The organism is Granulicatella adiacens ATCC 49175, from assembly GCF_025150565.1.
GTDB classification, from domain to species: domain Bacteria; phylum Bacillota; class Bacilli; order Lactobacillales; family Aerococcaceae; genus Granulicatella; species Granulicatella adiacens.
In genome coordinates, this window is sequence record NZ_CP102283.1 from 917,720 (window position 1) to 933,066 (window position 15,347).

The 15,347-nt window shown below is 35.6% G+C and carries 16 protein-coding genes and 1 other RNA gene; 13 read left to right on the forward strand and 4 right to left on the reverse strand.

Features of this window, described 5'->3' with window-relative positions:
- Window positions 1-41: 41 nt before the first annotated feature.
- The 3 genes from NQ540_RS04605 to NQ540_RS04615 all read right to left on the reverse strand — a co-directional run bounded on the left by NQ540_RS04605 (window position 42) and on the right by NQ540_RS04615 (window position 2,170).
- Window positions 42-500: a universal stress protein gene (locus NQ540_RS04605; RefSeq protein ID WP_005605373.1), complete on the reverse strand. Its 459-nt coding sequence runs from the start codon at window positions 498-500 to the stop codon at window positions 42-44.
- Window positions 501-639: 139 nt separating this feature from the next.
- A non-coding RNA gene (gene ssrS / locus NQ540_RS04610) (6S RNA) lies at window positions 640-829 on the reverse strand.
- 69 nt (window positions 830-898) lie between these two features.
- A complete protein-coding gene (locus NQ540_RS04615; protein ID WP_005605375.1) occupies window positions 899-2,170 on the reverse strand; it encodes a replication-associated recombination protein A in 1,272 nt (423 codons plus the stop codon).
- 139 nt (window positions 2,171-2,309) lie between these two features.
- Between NQ540_RS04615 and NQ540_RS04620 the strand changes: the two genes are divergently transcribed.
- Together NQ540_RS04620 and NQ540_RS04625 are read left to right on the forward strand one after the other, a co-directional pair.
- Complete coding sequence (locus NQ540_RS04620; protein ID WP_005605377.1) at window positions 2,310-3,416, forward strand: cysteine desulfurase family protein; 1,107 nt, start codon at window positions 2,310-2,312, stop codon at window positions 3,414-3,416.
- A gap of 73 nt (window positions 3,417-3,489) precedes the next feature.
- Window positions 3,490-3,837 carry a cysteine desulfurase gene (locus NQ540_RS04625; RefSeq protein ID WP_005605379.1) on the forward strand — a complete coding sequence of 116 codons (348 nt, stop codon included), beginning with the start codon at window positions 3,490-3,492 and terminating at the stop codon, window positions 3,835-3,837.
- A 73-nt stretch (window positions 3,838-3,910) separates the two neighbouring features.
- Here the strand turns inward: NQ540_RS04625 and NQ540_RS04630 are convergent, their stop codons facing one another.
- Window positions 3,911-4,147 carry a helix-turn-helix domain-containing protein gene (locus NQ540_RS04630; protein ID WP_005605381.1) on the reverse strand — a complete coding sequence of 79 codons (237 nt, stop codon included), beginning with the start codon at window positions 4,145-4,147 and terminating at the stop codon, window positions 3,911-3,913.
- 217 nt (window positions 4,148-4,364) lie between these two features.
- Here NQ540_RS04630 and mnmA point away from each other — a divergent pair, with 217 nt between their 5' ends.
- The 11 genes from mnmA to NQ540_RS04685 all read left to right on the forward strand — a co-directional run bounded on the left by mnmA (window position 4,365) and on the right by NQ540_RS04685 (window position 15,315).
- Window positions 4,365-5,489 carry a tRNA 2-thiouridine(34) synthase MnmA gene (mnmA, locus tag NQ540_RS04635; protein ID WP_005605382.1) on the forward strand — a complete coding sequence of 375 codons (1,125 nt, stop codon included), beginning with the start codon at window positions 4,365-4,367 and terminating at the stop codon, window positions 5,487-5,489.
- A gap of 24 nt (window positions 5,490-5,513) precedes the next feature.
- Window positions 5,514-7,916: an SF1B family DNA helicase RecD2 gene (gene recD2, locus NQ540_RS04640; protein ID WP_005605383.1), complete on the forward strand. Its 2,403-nt coding sequence runs from the start codon at window positions 5,514-5,516 to the stop codon at window positions 7,914-7,916.
- A gap of 101 nt (window positions 7,917-8,017) precedes the next feature.
- Complete coding sequence (locus NQ540_RS04645) at window positions 8,018-8,458, forward strand: ACT domain-containing protein (protein WP_039848764.1); 441 nt, start codon at window positions 8,018-8,020, stop codon at window positions 8,456-8,458.
- Complete coding sequence (locus NQ540_RS04650; protein WP_005605385.1) at window positions 8,458-9,189, forward strand: HAD family hydrolase; 732 nt, start codon at window positions 8,458-8,460, stop codon at window positions 9,187-9,189. Before NQ540_RS04645 ends, NQ540_RS04650 begins: the two co-directional genes overlap by 1 nt.
- Window positions 9,189-10,565, forward strand: coding sequence for an MATE family efflux transporter (locus tag NQ540_RS04655; protein ID WP_005605386.1), 1,377 nt, complete (start codon window positions 9,189-9,191; stop codon window positions 10,563-10,565). The genes NQ540_RS04650 and NQ540_RS04655 overlap by 1 nt, the downstream gene beginning before the upstream one ends.
- Complete coding sequence (locus tag NQ540_RS04660; protein ID WP_005605387.1) at window positions 10,543-11,550, forward strand: CPBP family intramembrane glutamic endopeptidase; 1,008 nt, start codon at window positions 10,543-10,545, stop codon at window positions 11,548-11,550. The genes NQ540_RS04655 and NQ540_RS04660 overlap by 23 nt, the downstream gene beginning before the upstream one ends.
- A gap of 10 nt (window positions 11,551-11,560) precedes the next feature.
- Complete coding sequence (locus NQ540_RS04665) at window positions 11,561-11,794, forward strand: DUF1858 domain-containing protein (RefSeq protein WP_005605389.1); 234 nt, start codon at window positions 11,561-11,563, stop codon at window positions 11,792-11,794.
- On the forward strand, window positions 11,795-13,012 hold the full coding sequence (locus NQ540_RS04670; protein WP_005605390.1) for a DUF438 domain-containing protein: 1,218 nt from the start codon (window positions 11,795-11,797) through the stop codon (window positions 13,010-13,012).
- Between the two features lie 76 nt (window positions 13,013-13,088).
- Window positions 13,089-14,720, forward strand: a complete 1,632-nt coding sequence (locus NQ540_RS04675) for a Na/Pi cotransporter family protein (protein ID WP_005605392.1) — start codon at window positions 13,089-13,091, stop codon at window positions 14,718-14,720.
- A 105-nt stretch (window positions 14,721-14,825) separates the two neighbouring features.
- The gene (locus NQ540_RS04680; RefSeq protein WP_039848767.1) at window positions 14,826-15,086 is read left to right on the forward strand and encodes a hypothetical protein; all 261 of its coding nucleotides are present in this window, start codon (window positions 14,826-14,828) and stop codon (window positions 15,084-15,086) included.
- Window positions 15,034-15,315: a helix-turn-helix domain-containing protein gene (locus NQ540_RS04685; protein ID WP_039848768.1), complete on the forward strand. Its 282-nt coding sequence runs from the start codon at window positions 15,034-15,036 to the stop codon at window positions 15,313-15,315. Before NQ540_RS04680 ends, NQ540_RS04685 begins: the two co-directional genes overlap by 53 nt.
- Window positions 15,316-15,347 lie beyond the last annotated feature (32 nt).

The following is a 15,347-nucleotide window of genomic DNA, read 5'->3' on the forward strand; positions in this document are numbered from 1 at the left end:
AGCACAGGATTTCTCCTGTGCTTATTTTTTTTATCAAATGATTATGGACGTTTGTTTTCTAAGTCGGTTCTTACGACTAAAACGTCACAAGAGGCATTCCGAATCACGTATTCAGAAACTGAACCAATGAAGAGACGTTCTACAGCATTTAAGCCTGTAGCTCCCATCATGATAAGGTCTATATCGTAATTTTTTGTCAGTTGTTTAGAAATGACCACTTTAGGCGAACCATATTCAAATACGGTTTCAACATCTGTAAAGTTATGAGATTTAGCATAATCAACATATTCAGCAAATAAGTTTTCAGCTTGCTTACGAATTTCATCTGAAAAATTTCCTTCAAATCCAGTAGGTGTTTGAAGAGAACGAGTATCGATGACATGTGATAATAGAAGCTTCGCATGATTTCGTTTGGCAACTTCAATGGCTTTGTCAAATGCTAGTTTTGCTTCTTTTGAACCATCAATTGGAACGAGAATTTTTTCATATTCATGAAACATAAAATCACATCCTTATTCTTGATACTCTCATTATACACCTAAATTAAGGGAATGAAAAGGGAACCAAAAAGGAAGAAAATAGGAATTTAGGTAAAGAAAAACCACTCACGAAGAGTGGCCTAAAGTTAATAACTTTATATAGATTTCCAACGATGCCGTTTGATGTATTTGTTAGTTTGAACCCGCATCTAAAGCAGGTGGGCTTCTATGTATTACTTCCTAACTACCAAGTGAAAAGGCTTGTTATCAGTAACATCAATCTGAATCCCTAAAAAGTCGTAAATTGTTCGGTCAACACTTAGTAAATACCGCGCACATCATAGATCTCTATGTCATTATAGTAGCACATGAATAGGTGAAATGCAATAAATTTTTGGTACCGATTTCTTAAGAAATCACTAATTATTTTGACGATATTTTTGGTATTGTTTCATCAAGGCTTCCTCATAGGAAGAGGTTGGTTCTGCCTTAAAATATTCCTCATTTTTAAGAGCATCTGGCAAGTATTGTTGCTTTACAAAATGTTCAGGGTAGTCATGAGGATATTTATATCCAATGCCACGTCCTAACTTTGGAGCTCCTGAATAATGAGCATCTTTTAAGTAATCTGGAATACTTATTGCGCGACCTTTTCTGACATCCGATAAGGCACTATCGATTGAGCGAATAGCCGTATTTGATTTAGGTGAAAGGGCAAGTTCGATAATCGCATTTGCTAGTGGAATTCGAGCTTCCGGTAAACCTAGTCTTTCCGCAGCTTGCACAGCTGAGACAGCGCGAGCAGCTCCTTGAGGATTTCCTAGTCCAATATCTTCGTAGGAAATAACTAAGAGTCGTCTCATTAGACTTGTGAGATCTCCAGCTTCTATTAAACGAGCAGCGTAATGCAAAGCCGCATTTACATCTGAACCTCTAATGGATTTTTGAAGAGCAGAGATGACATCGTAATGGTGATCTCCGTCCTTATCGTAGGAGAGTGCCTTTCTTTGGATACATTCTTCAGCGATTTGAATCGTAATATGAATGATTCCATCTTCTCCAGGTTCAGTAGATTTCGCCGCTAGTTCAAGTGCGTTTAGGGCACTTCTAACGTCTCCGTTGGTACTACTTGCAAAGTGATTTAAGGCTTCTTCTGAGACGTCTAAATCAAGTTTTCCTAATCCACGTTCTTCATCTTCAATTGCATTGACGAGCGCCTTTATAATATCTTCAGGAGAGAGTGGTTTGAGTTCAAAAATTTGTGTACGACTGCGAATCGCTGGGTTAATTGATATATATGGATTCTCTGTCGTTGCTCCCACTAAAATAATTCGTCCGTTTTCTATATGCGGCAATAAAAAGTCTTGTTTCGTTTTATCGAGTCGATGAATTTCGTCCAGTAGCAAAATGACACTACCAGACATCTTTGCTTCTTCAGCAACGATTTGTAAATCTTTTTTTGTATCAGTTGCTGCATTTAGTTGTCTAAAGGATACTTTCGTACTTCCGCTAATAGCACTTGCAATACTAGTTTTCCCAGTTCCTGGAGGTCCGTATAAAATCATAGATGATAATTGTTTGGCCACAACCATACGATTGATAATTTTTCCAGGAGAGACAAGATGCTCTTGACCAATCACTTCTTCAATCGTTCGAGGTCGCATGCGGTAAGCGAGCGGTTGATGGTTCATTTCAGTTCCTCCTTAAATTTCTTTAAGTTAAGTGTATCATAAGTTGAAAGAATGATATAATAGGAAAGATTAAAACATCTTGTTAGGACAATAAATAGACTTCCCTTATAATAATATTGTTTGAAAGTGAGGAGAATGCATGGTGAATTATATAGATTATGCAGCAACAACTCCGGTTCATCCGGAAGTTTTAGAAGTGATTACAAAGGAAATGTCTTCTTTTGGGAATCCATCTAGTGTGTATCGCATTGGTCGTGAACAAAAACAAAAAATCGAACGTGTGAGAAAAGCTATTTTAAAAGAACTACAAGCCTCTCCACACGATGCCGTTATCTTTACTAGTTCAGGTTCAGAAGGAAATAATTTAGTATTCGAGAGTATTCGGGAGCATTTTGCAGAGGAAAAAGGACATATTATTATTTCCGCTGTAGAGCATCCTTCTGTTCGTAAATCAGCTGAATTTTTAGAACAAGATGGATTTGAGGTAACATATTTAGCTCCGAATAGAGACGGAAGTGTTGAGGTGTCGTCGGTTGAAAAAGCTCTAAGAGAAGATACTCGTCTTGTTTCTATCATGACCGTTAATAATGAAACAGGAGCCCGCTTTCCAATCGAAGAAATTGCAGCTCTTTTAAAAAACACGCCTACTTATTTTCATACAGATGCTGTTCAAGCCTTTGCACAAGAAGAAATTAATGTTGATGGTATCGACTACTTAACAGCTTCTGGGCATAAGATTTACGCGCCAAAAGGAATTGGATTTTTATATAAATCAAAAGATGCTCCTATTCACGCTTTAATTAAGGGTGGTGGACAAGAATTAGGGTTTAGAGCAGGAACAGAGAACGTTCCTTATATTTTGGGTCTGGAAAAAGCAATTCAAATTGTTGTAAATAGAAGAGACGAGTTAATTCAAACATATCAAAAGTTACGTGAGTACCTCATTGCTGAATTAACTCAAAAAGGCATTGCGTTTGAGATCAATGGTTTGGCTAATCCAAAGAATCCACATATATGTAATCTTTGGCTAAAAGGAAGAAAAGCAACGCAAACATTAATCTTTAATGATTTGAAAGATGTTTCAGTGTCTGCTGGATCTGCTTGTTCAGCCGGAAGCGTGCAAATTAGTCCGGTATTATCTGCAATGTATCCAGATGAAAGAGGTCGTCTTGAAGAGTCAATTAGACTTTCATTTGGAATGGGGTCAACGAAAGAGGATATTGATGCATTTGTGGATGCTCTCTGATAAAAGAGAGCTTTTGTTTAAAGGTAAAATATGGTAAACTAATTTTGTAGAAAAAGAAAGAGGAGAAACGTATATGGCATTTACACCAACTGCATCATTAAAAGGGTCAAACCAAGTATTTTCGGTTAGTCCAACATGTAAAGGATACACATTACGTGATAATGGCTTTACAGAAACAAAATCTGGAAATTTCCAACTAATTCGTAGTTTAGATAATACCATTGATGATCATCGTGGCTTAAAATTAAAAGTGATGGTTGACAAAGATAAAAAATCATTGAAAATTTCAACGGTTACTAAGAATGGTCTTCAAACAGTAGATTTGTATGGAAAATCAAATACAGCAATGGCTGTTGAAAAATTGGAATTCATTTTAGAAGGCTTAGTAGAACGTGGAGTTCTAGAAGTAACAACGAAATAAGGATAAAGAAAGAGAGACAGTTCAATTTGAACTGTCTCATTTATCATGCACGGGCAGAGTACCCTATGGACTGTTATTCGACTTCTGGTAGCGGTTTGAATTGTGCTACGAAGCTCAAGGTATCGCCAAAATAAAGATTCTCGCTAGGAACTTCATATAGCTCCTGCATTCTCTTGCTTAAAGAATATGGAAGATTAGTTGAATCTTTTTCATACTTCGTAAGCGTATCTTTGTTTATTTTAAGATATTTGGCGGCCTCTAACAGTGTTAAATTACGATTAACCCGTGCTGCTCGTAAAGAGATCATCATACACCTTCGCCCCCTTTTTCTCAATATAATTATAGTGAAAATGAAATCGTTTGTCAAAAGCACAACTGGGCAAAAATCCCAGTACTATCGCATTTTCAATGATTTTCAAGCAATTTTTTTGAAAAATTAAAAAATAAATTTAAAATTAAGGATAAATCTGACAACTCGACCTTCAAATCGACTAGTTCAGGAAATAAAAAGAAATGATGGTGAAAAAATGAGTAATGAAAAAATTAGGGTTGTTGTTGGCATGAGTGGAGGAGTGGATTCTTCCGTAACAGCTCTCTTATTAAAAGAGGCAGGATATGATGTCATCGGTATTTTTATGAAAAACTGGGATGATACGGACGAAAATGGTGTCTGTACGGCAACAGAAGATTATAAAGATGTTGCTGCTGTTGCAGAACAAATAGGAATTCCATATTATTCAGTGAATTTTGAGAAAGAGTACTGGGACCGTGTATTTGAATACTTCCTTCGCGAATATCGTCTAGGACGTACACCAAACCCAGATGTGATGTGTAATAAAGAAGTAAAGTTCCAAGCGTTTTTAGATTATGCACTGCAATTAGGAGCAGATTATGTGGCAATGGGCCACTATGCTCGTGTTGAGAAGGACGAAAACGGAATTGTTCACCTATTAAGAGGAAAGGACAATAATAAAGACCAAACGTATTTCTTAAGTCAATTGAACCAAAAGCAATTAGAAAAAGCGATGTTCCCAATTGGACACTTAGAGAAAAAAGAAGTGCGTGAGATTGCTGAAAAGTATGATCTTGCGACTGCCAAGAAGAAAGATTCAACTGGCGTATGTTTCATCGGAGAACGTAACTTCAATGAGTTCTTATCAAACTATTTGCCAGCTAAACCTGGTAAAATGGTGACCCTTGATGGAGAAGTAAAAGGCGACCACGCTGGACTGATGTACTACACAATTGGACAACGCCAAGGTCTTGGTATCGGTGGCGGTGGTAAGACGAATGATCCATGGTTCGTTATCGGGAAAGACTTATCAACAAACACTTTATATGTTGGTCAAGGATTCCATCATCCAAACCTTTACTCAGATAGCTTAACAGCAACAGATATTCAATTTACGAACGATTTACCAAGAGAGAAAACGTTCGAATGTACGGCTAAATTTAGATACCGTCAACAAGATACAAAAGTGAAAGTTGTGTTAGATGAAAAGGACCCAACGAGGGCAACGGTAATTTTTGATGAACCTGTTCGTGCGATTACACCTGGCCAAGCTGTCGTATTTTATAACGGCGAAGAGTGCCTTGGTGGAGGCATCATTGATATAGCGTTTATGAACGGGGAAGAACGTCAATACGTTTAAAATTTTAAAGAAAGGAGATAGCCAATGAGCGAGGCTAATTATATTGTTGGAGAAGTACTGACAACATTTTTTGAGAATGCACAAAATTTTTACAAAGTTTTGTTAGTCCGTGTGATTGAGTCAAACTGCGTGTCAGTAGATGACGAGATTGTTGTTACAGGTATTTTCGGCCAAATTCATTCGGATATCTCCTATCGTTTTAATGGAAAAATTGTCTCTCATCCAAAATATGGGGAACAATTCCAAGCAGATAACTATCAACAAACACAACCTACTGGAAAAAGAGGTCTCATTCAATATTTTTCAAGCGCTCATTTTCCAGGAATTGGGGAGAAAACTGCCGAGAAAATCGTCGAAAAATTAGGAGAAGATGCCCTCGAACGCATATTAAATGACGGCAATGCTCTGGATGGAATTACAGGATTAACGAAAAAGAAAAAGGAAATGATTCGTGAAGTTATTACTCAAAATCAAGGCACAGAAAAACTGATGTTTGAGTTAACGAATTTAGGTTTTACTCCTTCTATCGCGCAAAAAATTATTGGAATGTTTAAAGATAAAGCTAAACAGATTTTAGACGAAGATCCTTATCTATTGTTACAAAAAATTGAAGGTCTTGGATTTAGGCGGATGGATAGTATTGCTCAATCAATGGGAATTGATCCTGATGATGCATCAAGAATAAAAGGTGCCTTATTTATTGTTACTAGAGACTTTTGCTACCAGACTGGCGATACTTATATTTCGAGTGAAGTCTTAATTACTCAAGCACAGCGTTTGTTAGAATCCTGTCAGAATTATTTAATTGATCCTGAAAAATTGGTAGATGCTTTGAATGATTTAATTCGAGAAGGCGTTGTTTATTCAGATGAAAGTAGAATTGCTATCGCTTCTCTTTATTTTGCAGAGCTTGGAATACGAAATGCAATTTCTAGAAGAGTGACTAATGAAAAAGACTCTCTTTCTAAAGAATCCATTAGTAAAGCGATTCAAAGGACTCAAGAAAAATTTGACATCATTTATGATGAATTCCAAAAAGAAGCCATTCATCAAATTATGAATGAACCGATATTTGTATTAACAGGTGGACCTGGTACGGGAAAAACAACGATTATAAATGCTGTGATTGATGTCTATTGCCAATTGAATGAAATTCAAGATGTAGAAGATGCTCTAGTTTTAGCAGCTCCGACAGGGCGTGCGGCTAAAAGAATGAATGAACTCACGGGATTTCCTTCATCAACAATCCATCGTTTGTTGGGAATTGCTATTGATAGTCCCGAAGAAAGTTTTGAAGATAAAGAGATTAATGGTGAGTTTTTAATCATTGATGAAATGTCAATGGTGGATACGTGGTTAATGAATCGTGTATTAAAGGCTTCTCCGGATCGTTTGAAGATATTGTTAGTCGGTGATAGTAACCAATTGCCTTCGGTTGGACCTGGTCAAGTCCTTACAGATTTACTTGAAACAAAATCAATTCCTTCAATGGAGTTGAAACGAATCCATCGTCAGACAAATCAATCTTCTATTGTAGAATTAGCTCACTGTATTAAAGATGGGTTTTTACCGAATAATTTCGCTCAAAAACAGCTAGATAGAAGTTTTCTACCATGTACTCCGGAGCGCCTAGTGTCGATTATCGAACAAGTAGTGGTCGCAGCTTTGAAAAAAGGCTACACGAAAAAAGATATTCAAGTATTAGCTCCTATGTACAAGGGAGACTCTGGAATAAACGCCATTAATCAAATGATGCAAGAAATATTAAATCCGAAAATTGGAAATAGTGTTCGTGAGGTGGAATCGTTTGATAGAGTGTTTCGTGTTGGAGACAAGGTTCTCCAATTAGTGAATCTTCCGGAGGAAAATGTTTATAACGGAGATATTGGGGAGATTACGGCAATTCAATTTGCAAAAGAAAATGAAGATCAAGTAGACAAGATTTATGTTCTATTTGACCAAACTGAGGTGGAGTACACTAGAACGGATTGGCAACAATTAACTTTAGCCTACTGCTGTTCCATTCATAAGGCGCAAGGCTCCGAATTTAAAATGGTGATTCTACCAATGGTTAATCAATATTCTAGAATGCTACAAAGAAATCTTCTGTATACAGCAGTTACTAGAGGTCAACAGTACTTAATTTTATGTGGAGAGGCTGGAGCCTTTCAAAAAAGCGCGACCACCATTTCCCCTAAAAGAGCAACTTTTTTACAAGAATTCCTTAGAGATTTGAGTACAAATGCTTTTGACGAATTTGTAGAAAAAATTGTAGAAGATAGCAGTGATACTCATTCATTTAATGTAGAGGAGTCCCATTCAAAAGAAAACGTCGTGTTAAATATGAGAATAATCGATGAGGACTTGATTTCACCGATGATTGGAATGGAGGATCTTTCTCCATATGACTTTATGAAAAGAAGTTAGAATTTTTTCTGACTTCTTTTTTGTTTTTCCAGGAATCAATTGATATCTGTCCTTGATATAAGGTAAAATGAATACAAATGATTATGAAAGAAGGACAGCAAATGAATAGACAAAAACATTTTTTAGTATCAGAAGATGCTGTGCCACCGGTTTTTTCTAAAGTTTTGCAAGCAAAGGAATTACTTGCTACTGGACAAGCAAAAGATGTAACCGAAGTAGTGAAAATGGTTGGCATCTCCAGAAGTGTGTACTACAAATATTATCGCAAAGTACAAGGTTTCTCCTCTGTGAATGCAGGAAGAAAAGCTTCTATCAATATTCATATGAAGAACATTAGAGGAACGTTAACGAAAACGCTAGATGTATTTGCGAGTCGTAACATGAATATTTTAACGATATTCCAAGGATTAGCCATTCATAGTGTAGCGGTTGTTCAAATTATGATTGATATTTCTGAAGCAACTGTTAGTGTAGAAGAAGTATTGAAGGAAATCAGCTCATTAGAAAATATTATTTCCGTTGAGCTCCAAAGTATTGAATAATGACAATGAAATTTTTGGATTATTTAAATCATAATCAGATTAAGGTTCTTATTTTTGATAAGGATGGTACGCTTACAGATACTTCCGCTTTATGGTTGGAGCCTACTTTACAAGTTATCGAAGCTTTATTAGCGAGAAATGGAATGCGTTTAGATAAAGAGGAAAATCGGACTTTATATGGAAAGTTAGGAATTACCAGCTCTGAAATAATTGAAAATAGTGTTATTGCATCAGGAAGCGTTCGAGACATGCTGGAAGTGATTGCTCAATTTGGAGAGTTTGATATTGAGGAGAATTATCAGTTTACGGTTCAATTTTTTTATCAATATATTACTTCCAATCCAGATAAAATTATCGCTCTTGGGAATGTTAAAAAGACTCTTCAACGATTCAAAGAGTTGGGTTTTATGTTAGCTTTAGTAACAAATGATTCGAAATTACCAACTAAAGCCGTATTAGAAGTATTGAAGGTAGAATCTTTATTTGATTTTATCGGAACGACTGATGAATTTCCTTCTAAACCTGCTATAGATTCATTAAAGAGCATTTCAGAGAACTATCATGTCGCTTTCAATGAAATGATCTATATTGGTGATTCTGCTATTGACGAAGAGTTTGCAAGTCATACTGCAGGCTTTGTAGCTGTTGTGAATAACGAAGACAATGAGAATTGTTTTAAAACCGCATTCGTTAAAGTAAATTCCATCGAGGAGTTAATAAAGGAGAATTAATGGAACTTACTACTCAAAAAAATCATAAAATAAAACATTTACTAAAAATATTGATTCCTGTCTTAATTTATCAGTTAGCGAATTATTCAGCTCAATTTATCGATACAGTAATGACAGGACGTTACAATGAAGTTCATTTAGCTGGGGTTTCGATTGGAGGAAGCCTATACTCACCGTTCTTTACAATGTTGACAGGGATAGTCTCTGGGTTAGTTCCAATCGTTGGCCAATATTTAGGTCAAAAGAAAAAAGAGAAAATTATAGAAGTCATGCGTCAATATTTACTGATTGGAATTTTTCTTGCTTTTCTATTATTTCTTTTTGGCTGGATATTTTTGAAGCCCACTTTAGGGATTATGAATTTAGAGATTTCGGTGGAAAAGATTGCGTTTGAGTACTTATCCTGGTTATCTCTTGGGTTAGTACCTTTACTATTATTTAGCGTAATGCGATCATTTGTAGATGCCCTAGGATTAACCAAACTTTCAATGCTATTAATGGTTTTAGTGGTCCCGTTGAACGTATTTTTTAACTATTCTCTGATTTACGGTCAATTTGGTTTTCCTGAAATGGGAGGGCCAGGAGCGGGGCTGGGAACGGCTTTAGCTTATTGGGGCTTATTATTCATTGCTTATTTTGTTTTTAAATGGCACTCAGAATTAAAAAAATATCCCATTTTTAAGTGGGAAGGAATCCGGTTCTCTTTATGGAAGGAACCTTTTAAAATTGGATTTCCCATTGGATTATCGATTTTTGCAGAAGTTGCAATTTTTTGTTTTGTAGGATTATTAATGGCAGGGTTTGGAACAACGGTTATTGCAGCTCACCAAGCCGCTATGAACTTTGCTACATTGATTTATGCTTTTCCTATTAGTATTTCTACCGCTTTAACGATTATTGTATCCTTTGAAGTTGGGCAGAAAAATATTTTATCAGCGGTTCAATATAGTAAGATAGGGATTTTGACCTCCTTTATCATTGCAGTTGTGACGCTTATATGTTTAGCGTTAAATTTGAATACCATAGCAAGTTTCTATGGAAGTGAAGAGGAGTTTATTAAAATTACTATTCAATTTTTAGCATATAGTTTACTTTTTCAACTATTTGATGCTATTGCTGCTCCTATACAAGGAATTTTAAGAGGATTTAAGGATGTTCAAATGCCGTTTATCTTGTGTTTAATTGGATATTGGCTCATTGGGCTACCCATTGGTTTCCTTTTACATTATGGTTTTAATTTCGGTCCATTTTCATATTGGATAGGATTAATTTTGGGCTTAATGTCCAATTGCACGTTTTTAGTCTTTCGTCTAAAACGAGCTGTTATTAAAAATAAAATTAATAGAGGTGGAAATGATGTATCAAACACAAAATGATGATTTTAATATTGAGGAAACTTCTCCTTCAAAAGAGAATGTAAAATCTGAATACAAGAAAGATATTTTATCAATTGCAAGAAGACTATTAATCTATTTTATAATCTTTTTCTTCTTTAGCCTTTTAGGAAGATCTGTATTAAGACATATGCAATTAGATTCAAAATATCATTATTTACTGATGGATACTAGCTTTGTTTATACCATTACAGCTGTATTTTTGTACATTGGTGCGTTTGTTGGCCTTATTGCTTGGGTCGTTAAAACTAAATTCCCATTTAAACGGATTTTTGAACATGTTGCTCCTAAGAAAATGAACGTAGGAACTTTCTTCTTAATCTCTGGTTCCATTTTTGGGATTCGTTTCGTTTCTAAGTTGATTCTAATGGGAATCGATAAATTATTTACACAAATGGGGATTCCTGCTACGCTTTTAGGAGATGCTTCTCCAGAAATTACGAGTAGTATTGTATTTGTACTTTATTTAGGCGTTGTTGCTCCATTTATTGAAGAAGTTATTTTTAGAGGTTTTATTGGATACCGAATGGAACGCTATGGGAAAATATTTGCGATTGGTTTTTCTGCAATGATTTTCTCTTTATTCCATGCAAATTTATCACAAGAAATTTTTACATTCTTCTTGGGAATTCTGTTAGCCTATATTGCATTTGAGTATGGATTCCAATGGGCTGTAGCGTTTCATATGATTAATAACTTTATTTTTGCAATTATTGTGGATGTTTACCTTTCTCCTGCCATTGTGATAGACAAACATCCACTCCATTCGATTTTAGAACTTCTAGGATTTGTTCTATTAATTTATATTTTATTTGCAAAATTACCAGAGATTAAAGCTTACATTAGTGAGAATCATGCCTTTAAAGGAATTGGGTTCATCACTTTTACTAAATGGCAGATTGTTTTATATATTCTAGTGATATTGTACTATTCAGTTGGAATTTACTTTATCCAACGTGGTTTCTAGGAGGTTTACAATGAATACAATCTATTTAGAAGACACTGTATTTACTACTTTAAAGGAACACCCAGAAGTAAAGGATTTGTTAGTGGAAATCGGGTTTACTCCCTTAAATCAACCACAAATGGTACAAACAGTGGGGAGAATAACTAGTCTAAAAAAAGGGTCAAAGATCGCTAAAATTCCACTGACTACCATTGTAGAAACTCTTGAAGCGAATGGATATATCGTAAAAGAAAGCAGGGATTAGATGGCTAAAGAAGATTACACTATGGAAGAACGTCAAGAAATTCTAAAAAATCTAATGCTCAGACTTCACGCGGGTGAGGATAAAGAAGTTATTCAAGAAGAGTTCAATGAAGTGTTTGACGAGATTTCTCCATACGAGATTCAATTGATGGAAAGAAACTTAATGAGTGAAGGTATTACTTTTGCTGAAATCATGAGTTTATGTAATGTTCACGCCAATTTGATGGGTTCTAAAGTGAATACACAAACATCAGTAGCTGATTTTGAACAACCAGGACATCCAGTTCATGTGATGAAAATGGAGAATTTGGCTATTAGAGGGGCTTTAGATAGAGTGGAGCGCCTCTTAGTCAATTATCTCGAAACAAAGGATTCTACAATTGAAAAAGGATTAAGAAGACAAATTTCTTTGCTGGATCAGTTTGAAAATCATTATCAACGTAAAGAGTATGCGATGTTTCCGATAATGGAAAAAAAGGGAATTACAGCTCCTCCAAAAGTGATGTGGGGAGTTCACGACCAAATAAGAGATTTGTACCGTGATTTCAAAAAAGCTTTGAACGATGGTAAAGAATCCACTTTGGAAGAATTTCAAATAGCCCGTGACGAAATGTTAGAGATGATTCAAAAAGAAGAAAATATCTTAATCCCCATGGTAGAGCAAGTATTTCATGTAGACGATTGGGAGACAATAGCATCTCAGTCGCCTGATTATGGATACTGTATCGTAAAACCAGAAAAAGAATGGGCTGTTAAAAAATCTTTTTCTCCAGTAAAAGAAGAAACACAAGTTGAATCAGAGGGAGATATTCCTTTATCTACCGGTTCGCTTTCGTTAAAAGAATTGAATTTAATTTTAAATTTATTACCGATGGAATTATCTTTTGTAGACGCTCAAAATATAGTTAAGTACTACAACGAAGGAAATGGCGAAGAAAAAATCTTTAAGAGAACCCCAAGTGCAATTGGAAGAGATGTTATTCTGTGCCACCCGCCTCGTGTCCATGAAACGGTCCAAACGATTTTTGAACAATTAAAATCAAAACAGAAAGAAAAAGAAGAAATGTGGTTTAAAACACAAGATAAAATGGTTCATGTGACCTATCATGCTGTTTGGGATGAAGAAGGGAAGTATAGGGGATGTCTTGAATATGTTCAAGATATCAAACCGCTTGTTAAGCATTTCGAAGAAGCAGATATAAAGCGAACACTTTCGTAATTAAAATTGATGTGTTACAATCTTTCTGGAAATGAATTTATACCTAAACGTTATACTTTAAAGGAGTTACAATTTTATGTACACGCAGATGATTCTTGGCGCAATTGCAGGACTCAGTTTATTCTTATATGGGATGCAATTGATGGGCGATGGATTACAAAAAGTTGCAGGTGAAGGATTAAAAGGAATCATACGTAGATTAACAAAAAATCGTTTGATGTCCGTATTAGTAGGGATGTTTGTAACTACTATTATTCAGAGCTCTTCAGCAACGACAGTAATGGTTGTTGGTTTCGTAAATGCCGGTCTTATGACACTCGCTCAAGCGGTTGGAGTTGTCTTCGGGGCCAATATTGGAACGACCATTACAGGACAAATGGTTTCCTTTAATTTATCACAATGGGCACCGATTGTCATAGCTGCTGGTTTAGTGGCTAACATGCTAACGAAAAATCCAAAAGTAAAAGAAGCGAGTGAAATCTTTATAGGTTTTGGGATTCTATTTATCGGGATGAGTACATTAAGTAACTCACTAGAACCTTTAAAAGAATTACCTGAATTTACAAACTGGATTCTTCAATATGGTAGTAACCCTTTTATTGGAGTTGGAATTGGTCTGTTAATGACACTTGTATTGCAAAGTTCATCAGCAACCATTGGGGTATTAATTGCTCTTGCCAGTCAAGGTGTTCTTCCAATTACAACCGCTGTGTTTATCATCTTTGGTGATAACATCGGAACGTGTACGACCGCATTAATTAGTAGTTTAGGTACTTCTCGCCGAGGAAAACAAGTAGCTTTATTCCACTTAATGATTAATATCATTGGTACAATTTACTTCATGCTTTTCTTAAGTAACATTCTTGTGAATGTCGTTGAAAGCATTGATCCAGGGAATGTGGCTCGACAAATTGCCAATGCGCATACGATTTTTAATATCGTAAATGTAATTATCTTATTCCCATTCACAAATCTTCTAGTGAAATTAATCCAAATGATTATTCCAGATGGGGAAGATGAAGAAGAAAGCATTACGCGTTATCTTGATAAACGCATTTTGGTTACTCCTTCAATTGCCTTAGAAAATACCATGTATGAATTTGCGGCAATGGCTCAAGAAACCATTCAAGCTCTTGATAATGCAGTAGGCGCAGCTCGTAACAGAGATAAAAAGCTTGTTAAAAAGGCACTTGAGAACGAGAAGAATATCAACGCTTATGAAAAAGCGATTGTTAAGTATTTAGTGGAAATTTCTCAACAAAAAGTTTCTGCTAAAGACCAGCAAACAATCGATGAATTATTTAGTACTGCAAATGATATTGAACGTATCGGGGATCATGCAGAAAATATTGCTGACTTTGCAAAATCGATTATCGAACGTGAAATTTTTCTTGATGAAGATACCGTTAAAGAATTAGACGGAATCTATGAGCTTATTAAAAGTGGTTTTGCATTATCTATTGATGCATTGTCTACTGGAGACCAAGAGAAAGTCCAACAAGCAATCCAAATTGAACGTGACATTGATAAATTAAAAATTGAAGTACGCGATAAGTATATGAAACGTATGAATAAAGGAATTGCTTCAGCGGAATCTGGAATCTTTGTTATGGATTTACTCAGTAACTTAGAACGTGTGAGTGACCATTTCAGAAATATTGCTGAAACTGTGGAACGTTTAAAACGTCCGGTTATTGTAACTGAATAATTAAATTTTCCGTAGGCATTTTGTCTACGGATTTTTTGTGAAAATGCCTTTATACCGTATACGGTATATACCTTATAAGGTATAATGAGTTTAGGAGGGATGTTTATGGGAGAAACATTTGAGATTGGCGAATCTGGATATGAGGATATTAAAGATTTACCTTATAATGAGTTAGTAAAAATACTTACGATACTGACCATTATTGAAGAAGAAGGTCTGACACCTGCTGTTTGGGAAAAATGGGGAGCGGGTAAGGATAAACGAGAGTATTTACTCTTTGAAGTTTCAAGAACGTATAAGGAAGGTGTTCCAAATGGGCCAATACCAGAAGAAACTATACACTCAGTTAAATACTACGTATCCTAATTTTGTATCTGATTTTAATAAGGAGTATTCGAAGCAAAAGATTGCCTTGCAGTTAGTTGAACTTCGATTGGAAACGGGTCTTTCTCAAAGAAAATATGCCAAAGCGAATGAACTGATGCAAAATAAAGTTTCTAATCTTGAAAAGGGAAGGAGTAATCCGAGACTATCGACGATTATTGAGATGGCTGCGAAGAATGGGTATAAGGTTGAATTAAAATATACCAAGTAAGCAAGTGAGCTAGTCTGAAGCAGGCTAGCTTA